Origin of the sequence: Bartonella sp. AP57NXGY (genome assembly GCF_042195805.1) — a bacterium.
Taxonomy (GTDB): domain Bacteria; phylum Pseudomonadota; class Alphaproteobacteria; order Rhizobiales; family Rhizobiaceae; genus Bartonella.
This window is the reverse complement of record NZ_JBHIOZ010000019.1, coordinates 11603-19922: the sequence shown is the minus strand read 5'-3', so window position 1 is coordinate 19922 and position 8320 is coordinate 11603. Positions and strand designations below refer to the sequence as shown.

8 protein-coding genes are annotated in these 8320 nt (G+C 35.1%); 6 read left to right on the top strand and 2 right to left on the bottom strand.

Features of this window, described 5'->3' with window-relative positions; genetic code table 11:
* Positions 1-395 (bottom strand): GIY-YIG nuclease family protein (locus tag ACFIL8_RS03925; RefSeq protein ID WP_375688962.1); only part of this gene is annotated, 395 nt, incomplete at its 3' end.
* A gap of 399 nt (positions 396-794) precedes the next feature.
* The gene (locus tag ACFIL8_RS03920; RefSeq protein WP_375612916.1) at positions 795-1658 is read right to left on the bottom strand and encodes a 23S rRNA (adenine(2030)-N(6))-methyltransferase RlmJ; all 864 of its coding nucleotides are present in this window, start codon (positions 1656-1658) and stop codon (positions 795-797) included.
* Positions 1659-3303: 1645 nt separating this feature from the next.
* On the opposite strand from ACFIL8_RS03920, the gene tatA reads away from it, so the two are divergent.
* From tatA to ACFIL8_RS03890, 6 genes are all read left to right on the top strand, one after another.
* Positions 3304-3606, top strand: a complete 303-nt coding sequence (gene tatA, locus ACFIL8_RS03915; protein WP_375612915.1) for a twin-arginine translocase TatA/TatE family subunit — start codon at positions 3304-3306, stop codon at positions 3604-3606.
* A gap of 55 nt (positions 3607-3661) precedes the next feature.
* The gene (locus ACFIL8_RS03910; RefSeq protein ID WP_375631753.1) at positions 3662-4066 is read left to right on the top strand and encodes a twin-arginine translocase subunit TatB; all 405 of its coding nucleotides are present in this window, start codon (positions 3662-3664) and stop codon (positions 4064-4066) included.
* Positions 4063-4845, top strand: a complete 783-nt coding sequence (tatC, locus tag ACFIL8_RS03905) for a twin-arginine translocase subunit TatC (RefSeq protein ID WP_375688960.1) — start codon at positions 4063-4065, stop codon at positions 4843-4845. The genes ACFIL8_RS03910 and tatC overlap by 4 nt, the downstream gene beginning before the upstream one ends.
* Before the next feature lie 61 nt (positions 4846-4906).
* Positions 4907-6184 (top strand): serine--tRNA ligase, encoded by a 1278-nt coding sequence (serS, locus tag ACFIL8_RS03900; RefSeq protein WP_375668191.1) that lies wholly within the window; start codon positions 4907-4909, stop codon positions 6182-6184.
* A 133-nt stretch (positions 6185-6317) separates the two neighbouring features.
* Entirely contained in the window at positions 6318-6977 is a 660-nt protein-coding gene (locus ACFIL8_RS03895; RefSeq protein WP_375622329.1) for a protein-L-isoaspartate(D-aspartate) O-methyltransferase, read from the top strand.
* A 155-nt stretch (positions 6978-7132) separates the two neighbouring features.
* The gene (locus tag ACFIL8_RS03890) at positions 7133-8311 is read left to right on the top strand and encodes a peptidoglycan DD-metalloendopeptidase family protein (protein ID WP_375668190.1); all 1179 of its coding nucleotides are present in this window, start codon (positions 7133-7135) and stop codon (positions 8309-8311) included.
* Positions 8312-8320 lie beyond the last annotated feature (9 nt).

Below are 8320 nucleotides of genomic sequence, written 5' to 3'. Positions count from 1 at the left end.
AGGAGTACATTAAAATGTGGATGCAATCTTTTGATGAGATTGGCTTCTAAAAGGAGTGCTTCTGTTTCTGTATGGGTGACGATAAATTCCATATGATATGTTGCACGAATCATGCGGGTAATACGATTATTGTGTCCTTGTTCACGTGTATAGTTTGAAACACGTTTTTTGAGATTACGGGCTTTGCCAACATAAAGAATATCACCATTTTCACCAATCATCCGGTAAACCCCTGGCTTATGCGGAAGGTGTCTAACAAACTCTTGTATGAATTTGATACCTTGGAACTGATTTTTCTCATTGCTTTGATTGGCATTATGCCATGTAACATTAGAGAGAAAAGAAAGTTTTTCCCGTTCATTTTGCGGACAATTTGTATTATTTTTCAGGACCATTCCGTTTGTTACGAATATGTTATTTGTTTAATATATGAAATATTCTTTTTTATTAAATAATGATTATTTATGTCTTTATAATTTTTTTCTATAAATAATATCTTATAACATAAGAGTATGATTTTAGAGAGCCGATCTTTCATAAAAAATATGAGAGTTGTTATTCTAAGACAGCTTTATGAATTTGCCCAATTTATCCATTAAAATGATTGAAATAAGAAATCCATGATGATTAAGAGGATAGACTTTCTAAAAGGAAAAAAATTAATTCACGCTGATCGTTCTTAGCTTACCATTATAATATGTTGGTATTATCCAAAGAATCAAAGAACTTTATCATTTAATGCCTTTGTATTTTACAACATGATATTTGATTTAGAAAAAATATCAGAGAAAGATCTAACATAACAGATGTTCTTTTTGAAGCCACTTATGCGTTATTTGGGCATTTTCATCTTGTCCCAGACGGTTGATAAGAAAGGGGCTGAGTTTTTTCATTTCTTCTTCCAAAAGGTAGGGAGGGTTAATAATAATCATACCACTTCCATTCATTGTCGGTGGACTTGAACTTTTTCGGATACGCATTTCAAGCTGTAGAATCTTAGGAATTCCGGTTTGATAAAGCGCGTGAAGAAAACTTTCAATTTCTTTGTCATATTTAACAGGATACCATAAAGCGTAGATTCCTCCAGAAAAGCGACGATAGGCTTTCGTTAATCCATCAATAAGGCGGGAAAACTCTCCAGTTTTTTCAAAGGGAGGGTCAACAAGGATAAACCCACGTTTTTCTTTTGGTGGTACATGAGCATTTAAGGAAAGCCAACCATCTAAATGCAGAACTTTTGTTTGATAATCTCCTGCAAAGTTTTTTGCTAAAATATGATAATCTTCATTGTGCAATTCTATTGCGGTGAGGCGATCTTGTTTCCGTAATAATTGACGAATAAGAACAGGAGATCCAGGATAAAATACAATTTCTTTTTCCCCTTTATTGAGGGCATCAATGATATCACACCATGGACAAAGGAGTGTTCTTAAATCTTCTGGGATAGGAGTTGAAAAAAGTCGTTGGACACCTTCGCGACACTCTCCTGTTTTATGTGCTTCTAAAGAAGAAAGGTCATAAATACCGATTCCAGCATGCGTATCTATAACGCGAAAAGCTTTTTCTTTGCGTTTGAGATATTCTACAATGCGAGTGACAATAATGTGTTTAAAAACATCAGCAAAATTGCCAGCATGATAAATATGCCGATAATTCATGGAGTAAACTCTATCATATGTATAACTGTACCGGATTATTAGCATAGAATAATAGAATTGATATCCATAAAAATACTCTTGTAGAAATCAAACAATACCCTCACTCCCACATTATACACTACAGAAAAAATATTAATGTCATCAGAGCATTTATTCACAGAGCTATTTTTATATAATGAGATTAATCGTTAAAATTTTAATTTTTTTATATGAAAGATAGACAAGAAGAGATCAAACATTTCAATAGAGATATTTATGTTGTAAGAGAAATTTTTTATGATCGCGGACTCTTCTAGGAAGACTATAAAAAACACTCAATTAACGAGAATATTAGTGAAGTTTGTTGAAAAATTGAAGGGTATCTTTCAAATTCATTCATCAATTTGCTTGTTTAAAGATTAAAGAATTTCAAATGCTTGATAAAAACATTGTTACATTTATAAGTTTTTTAGCAAGCGTAAAATTATGGATAGAGCAATAAAGTGCTGGTGTTATAGTGATAGATTTTTGTAAAAGTGTGAATGAATTTCATTGCTTTAAGCGGAGCCAAAGCTTTACATTATACACGCTAAATAGCTAGGTTATTGTGTATGATGCTAAAATAAAACTTTTGAAAATTGATATGTGCTCTGCAAGCTATCTCAATCAAAATGAGGAATTTTAAACTAAAGTAAATAGGTTTATCTATCTCTAACACTGTATTATCGAGCGGCTTTATGAGGTAATCTTATAAAAAAGGCTAGGATAAGAAATTCTTTTTATATGGATTATGCTTCGATACCATGCTTTTGATTGAATGTAATTTTCTATTCATGCCCATTCTGTTTTCAATACTGAGATAGGTTAAACACATGATATTATGAGAACGCATGCCCAGAATCCGGAGACTTGTAATAGTTAGAGCATACAGTGGCTTAGAGAGCTGGTTATATGGAGGTATTTTACTAAATAAAGGCACAAGCTGGTACCTTTTTTATTTTTTAGCAGTATTGCCATACCTCTTGGCACTTGAGTTGGTTCATAAAGTGCATTTTTACTCTTTCCGCTAATAGTTTTTATTTACACGCCAGATATTTAATTGAATACGATGATGGCTCATATTTCGTATTGTATATGGAATAATGGATGATAAAATTCCCACCCCAACGCAAAGAGTAAATGTTGTGCGTAAGATGATCGTTTTTGAAGAGACTGATGATGTGTTAAGAAAGTTTTTTAGAGATTTTTCTTTCTGATTTTTTTAATTGAATACGTAAAATGTTTTACAGCATGTTATGATTTTTATCAGTAAAGGATAATTTGGCGGAAATGTTTGTAATGATACGTACAACATTGTTTAAAAGGAAAGACATTGGCTATAGTATTTACAGGAAGATGAGTAACCTAAGAGATCAGATGAAGTTATTTTAGAAAAGTTTTTAAGTGTTTTGAACTTTGTATGAAGTGGTTTATCATTTTTGAATGGTTTGTGTTATAATACGCTAAAAAAGGATGAGAGGATAAAAAGTTCTTTTTGCAATAAAAGCGTGTAATTGCTTTTAAGTTAAGAAGAAAATATATAAGTAAGATATTATATTTGATACCTCCTTCAGAGGAAGCATGAATAAATGAAATCAAATTTAAAAGCATAAAGTTAGAGAGAATAATGGGTAATATTTTTTCACCAACGCATTTAATTATAATTTTATTGATTATCTTTGTGCTTTTCGGTCGCGGTAAAATTTCTGAATTAATGGGCGATGTTGCTAAAGGAATTAAAGCCTTCAAAAAAAATATGAAAGAAGAAGATGATAGCATTGAGGATAAAGTTGAAATGGCTCCTACTTCCCAAATGATTGATGTAGAATCTCAACAATCTCAGCCGTTATCGGTAAAACATGCAACAGCGCGCAGAAAGGTTTCTTCTGCTTCTAAAAAAAGCAAAACATCTGTTGCTAAAAAACAGTAACAAAAACGCAATCATCATTGTGCAATATTTTTTGATGAGAAAGTCGAATTAAGAGATGTTTGGGATTGACGGACCAGAGTTTATCGTAATCTTACTTGTTCTCATCATTGTCGTTGGACCAAAAGATTTACCTAAAATATTAAAGACAGTAGCAAAGATAAGAGCGTATGTGTATTCAACAGCAAATGAACTTCGTCATCAGTTTGATGATGTAATAAAACAAATCGAGCGCGATAATTTGCAAAAAGTATGTTCGGATATTAGCGATTCAAGCAAGAAGTTGACAGAGACTTTTGATCCCATTCAAAATACATTAGAAGATATCCACGATAATTTGGATGTTAAGGCAACACACCATAAATCAAAAAAAGATAAAGAAATTTTGGAATGCGATCAAAACGTAACCAATAAAGATACGACAGTATCTATTGCTTCTAAAGATAAAGAAGATATGTCATGAATGTTAAGAAAGATGAAGTTGATGCTAATATGGCTCCACTTTTAGAACATTTAATTGAACTTCGTCAGCGAATTATTTCTGCCTTGGTTGCATTTATGATCGCTTTTATGATGTGTTTTCTTGTTAAAGATTATATCTTAAATTTTTTACTATGGCCATATCAGTGGGCAATGAAAATAGCAGGGGGTAATCCTGAGGGGATTCGTTTGCAATCAACGCAAGTATGGGAAACTTTTTTAACGAAGATGAAGCTTTCTGCTTTTGGGGGAATTATTTTATCTTTTCCCTATACGGCTTTTCAGTTTTATAGTTTTATTGCACCAGGGCTTTATAAAAATGAGCGGATGGCTTTTTTACCATTTCTCATTGGGGGGCCTATTTTATTTTGTATTGGGGGAGCATTTGTCTATGGTCTATTAGCGCCAATAATACTATGGTTTAGCCTTTCTCAACAATTTCTTCCAGATGTTCATTTAAAAATAGAGTTTATAGTGCGTATTTCTGATTATTTGGGCTTTATGACATCGTTTATCCTAATTTTTGGTTTGATTTTTCAATTACCTCTTGTCATCAGTCTTTTAACAAAAATTGGATTTTTAACGTCTTATGATTTGGCGTCTAAACGAAAATGGGCTATTTTGCTCTCTTTTATTATTGCGGCAATCATAACGCCGTCGGATTTTTTTACGATGTTTGCAGTGGCTTTACCAACGATAGCACTTTACGAGATTTCAATTTTAATTGCTTACAGTATAGAAAAGAGAAGAAAATCCGCTTAAGAAAAGTGTATAATCTTATGCGATAAGGAATGAATAAAAACAATATAAATGAGGAATTTTTATGCTTGATATTAAGTGGATTCGTGACAATCCTGAGAAATTAGATAAAGCACTCGTAAGTAGAGGTCTTGAGCCACAAGCTGAAAGGTTAATACAACTTGATCTTGCACGTCGCTCGCATATTGCTAAGGTGCAATTGGCGCAGGAACGTCGCAATGCTGTTTCAAAGGAAATAGGACAGGCTTTAGCGGTATCGGATCAGCAAATGGCTGAACGTCTTAGGGCTGAAGTTGAAGAGATTAAAGCTTTTCTTTCCTCTGCAACAGTGGAAGAAAAACAGCTGACGGAGAGTCTTGAGAAACTTCTTTCAGCACTTCCAAATATTCCATTAGATGATGTTCCAGAAGGTAAAGATGAAAGTGATAATGTCGTCATTCGACATTTTGGTACACCTCCAACATTTAATTTTACACCAAAGGAACATTTTGATCTTGGTCAAGATCTCAAACAGATGAATTTTGAACGAGCTAGTCGTTTGTCTGGAACACGTTTTACAGTACTTTCAGGGGCATTAGCACGGCTAGAACGAGCATTAGGCCAGTTTATGCTTGATGTGCATGTCAATGAGAATGGTTACACAGAAGTCTCAATACCTCTTCTTGTTCGTGATGAGATTGTTTACGGAGCAGCACAATTACCGAAATTTGCTGAAGACCTTTTTCGTACAACAGATGGTCGATGGCTTATTTCCACAGCAGAAGTGCCATTAACCAATTTGGTCAACGATGAAATTCTTGAAATATCAGATTTACCACTGCGATTTTCTTCTTTATCTCCCTGTTTTCGTTCAGAGGCGGGAGCAGCCGGTCGTGATACGCGCGGTATGTTGCGTCAGCATCAATTTTGGAAAGTTGAAATGGTCTCGATTACCAGTGAAGAGCAGTCTTTAATTGAATTGGAACGTATGACGGAATGTGCAGAAGATATATTAAAGCGGCTTGGTTTGCCTTTTCGCACAGTGGTTCTTTCTACGGGTGATATGGGGTTTGCAGCGCGTAAAACCTATGACATCGAGGTTTGGCTTCCTGGTCAAGAATGTTATCGTGAAATTTCTAGCTGTTCAGTTTGTGGAGATTTTCAAGGTCGCCGTATGAATGCGCGCTATCGTAAAGAAGGCGATAAAAAATTGCATTTTGTTCATAGCCTTAATGGTTCTGGTACGGCTGTTGGACGTTGTCTTATTGCCGTACTTGAAAATTATCAACAGGCTGATGGATCAATTATTATTCCAGATGTTTTACAACCTTATATGGGAGGCATGCGCTGTATTACTGCTTAATTTTACGAAAGGAGAGACAATATGCGTTTATTGCCAAGAGGTGATGATACACAGACGCAAGTTTTTGCCATTTTAAAAGAAGCAGTTTGTCAGTATGATAAAAGTGCACCTCCATTGGAGATTGAATGATACTATGGGGCAAAAGGGTATTTTACAATTTCGTGAGGAGTTAGCCGCTCTTGTACTGAAAATGCGTAGCAAAGGCATTGATGACGTGCGATTTTTTTCGGCATTAGAGAAAATTCCGCGTCAACAGTTTGTTGCTGCTCCTTGGTTCAATAGTGCTTATGATAATAAAGTTATTCCCCTTGAGTGTGGTGAATATATGGAACGTTTGGAAGAACAACTCTTAATTCTTTCGGCATTATCGTTGAAAAAAAGGCATCGTGTCTTAGAAATTGGTACAGGATCTGGTTTTTGTACTGCTCTTATGGCATGTCTGAGTGACCGTGTGACAACGATTGATCGTTATAAAACGCTTGTTGATTTAGCACGCCAAAAATTTCAAACTTTAGGAATTGAAAATATTGTTATACGGCAGATTGATGGAAGTCATAATGTGACAGGCTTAGGATCATTTGATCGCATTCTTATTTGGCCATCACGTTTTGATGAACCAAAGGAATTTTTAGAACTTTTAGCTGAAAATGGAATTCTCATTCAGGCGATAGGACCTGACGAAGGGGTACAAACGGTGACGCGCTATACAAAAATTGGTAGTCGATTTGAGTGTTTAGAACTGTTCCAAGTGCGTTACCAACCTTTTATTAAAGGCATTGCAGAGATACTTTAATTTTTAAAAGCTAAGACGTTTCTGCAAATTGTCTACGTTAAATTCATTTTGATCTTATATAAAGATATTTATGAATAAAACATCTCATTTTAACTCTTCGGTAATTTAAAAAAGCTTTAATGGAATGAGTTGATTATTGATGAGTGAGCAAAACGATGTGTCTAAAAGCTTTGGATAATATTTTCCAGCATAATTTTCAGAGAATAACTTTGTTAGCGGTGGTAACTATTGTTGCTGGTTGTAGTTCTGGTACACAGCGTTTTTCCAATACGTTCTCTCATCGTACGGTATCATCTCAATCAAATATATCAAGCACTATGTATACAGACCCGCGAATGCTATCATACGGTAGTGGTATGATACAAAGCACTGAATTGCCACCTGTGGAATCAAGCGATGATTCATGGGGAGATGATAATTCCCCCTATAATTTTCCACATCAAGGTAGGATAACTTCTTCTGATGGTCGCGTTATGGGCGCCCCTCCACGTAATCTTGGAACACTTTCTCGTTCACAAATGGATAAATCTCCTATTTTTCGGCGGAATTCTTATATTGTCCAGAGTGGAGATACACTGCTCAGTATTGCACGACAAGTAGGGGTTAGTGTTGAGGCATTAAAATTAGCAAATGGTATAAACAGCAATTCCATTTATATCGGTCAGGTCCTTGTTGTTCCAAGCAGGCGTACATTAGCAGCTTCAAATGCACACAATAATAACGATTGGGCAGTGTCAACAACAGAATCTGCATCCCAATCTGTGATGTCCTCTATAAAAAACAAGAAGTCCTCTCCTATATATAAAGCTCCTGTAACAACGCCACCCTCTGCAAAGATAAACAAATCAAGTTCTGAGAAAAATTTTTCTAAACAGATGACGCAATTGAAACATGAGACTGGTTTGTCAAGTACTGTTACGAATACAGATAATATGACGACTCCGCAAGCCACAGGAATTTCTAAGATGCGTTGGCCAGTACGAGGGCGTTTATTAAGCCAGTTCGGTCAAAAAAAGGGAACAGTAATGAATCGAGGAATAGATATTGCAGTGCCTGAAGGGTCTTCGGTAAAGGCGGCAGAAAATGGTGTGGTTATTTATGCGGGAGATGGACTAAAAGAGCTTGGTAATGTTGTGATGATTCGACATGAAAATGATATTATCACTATTTATGGATGTAATAGTAAGCTTGTTGTTAACAAAGGACAAAGGATAAGGCGCGGTGATGAGATTGCTAAATCTGGTGTTTCAGGAAATGTTAAAACGCCACGTGTCTATTTTGAGATGCGTAAGAATTCATTACCTGTTGATCCCCTTAAATATTTAGAAAACTAATTTATTGAT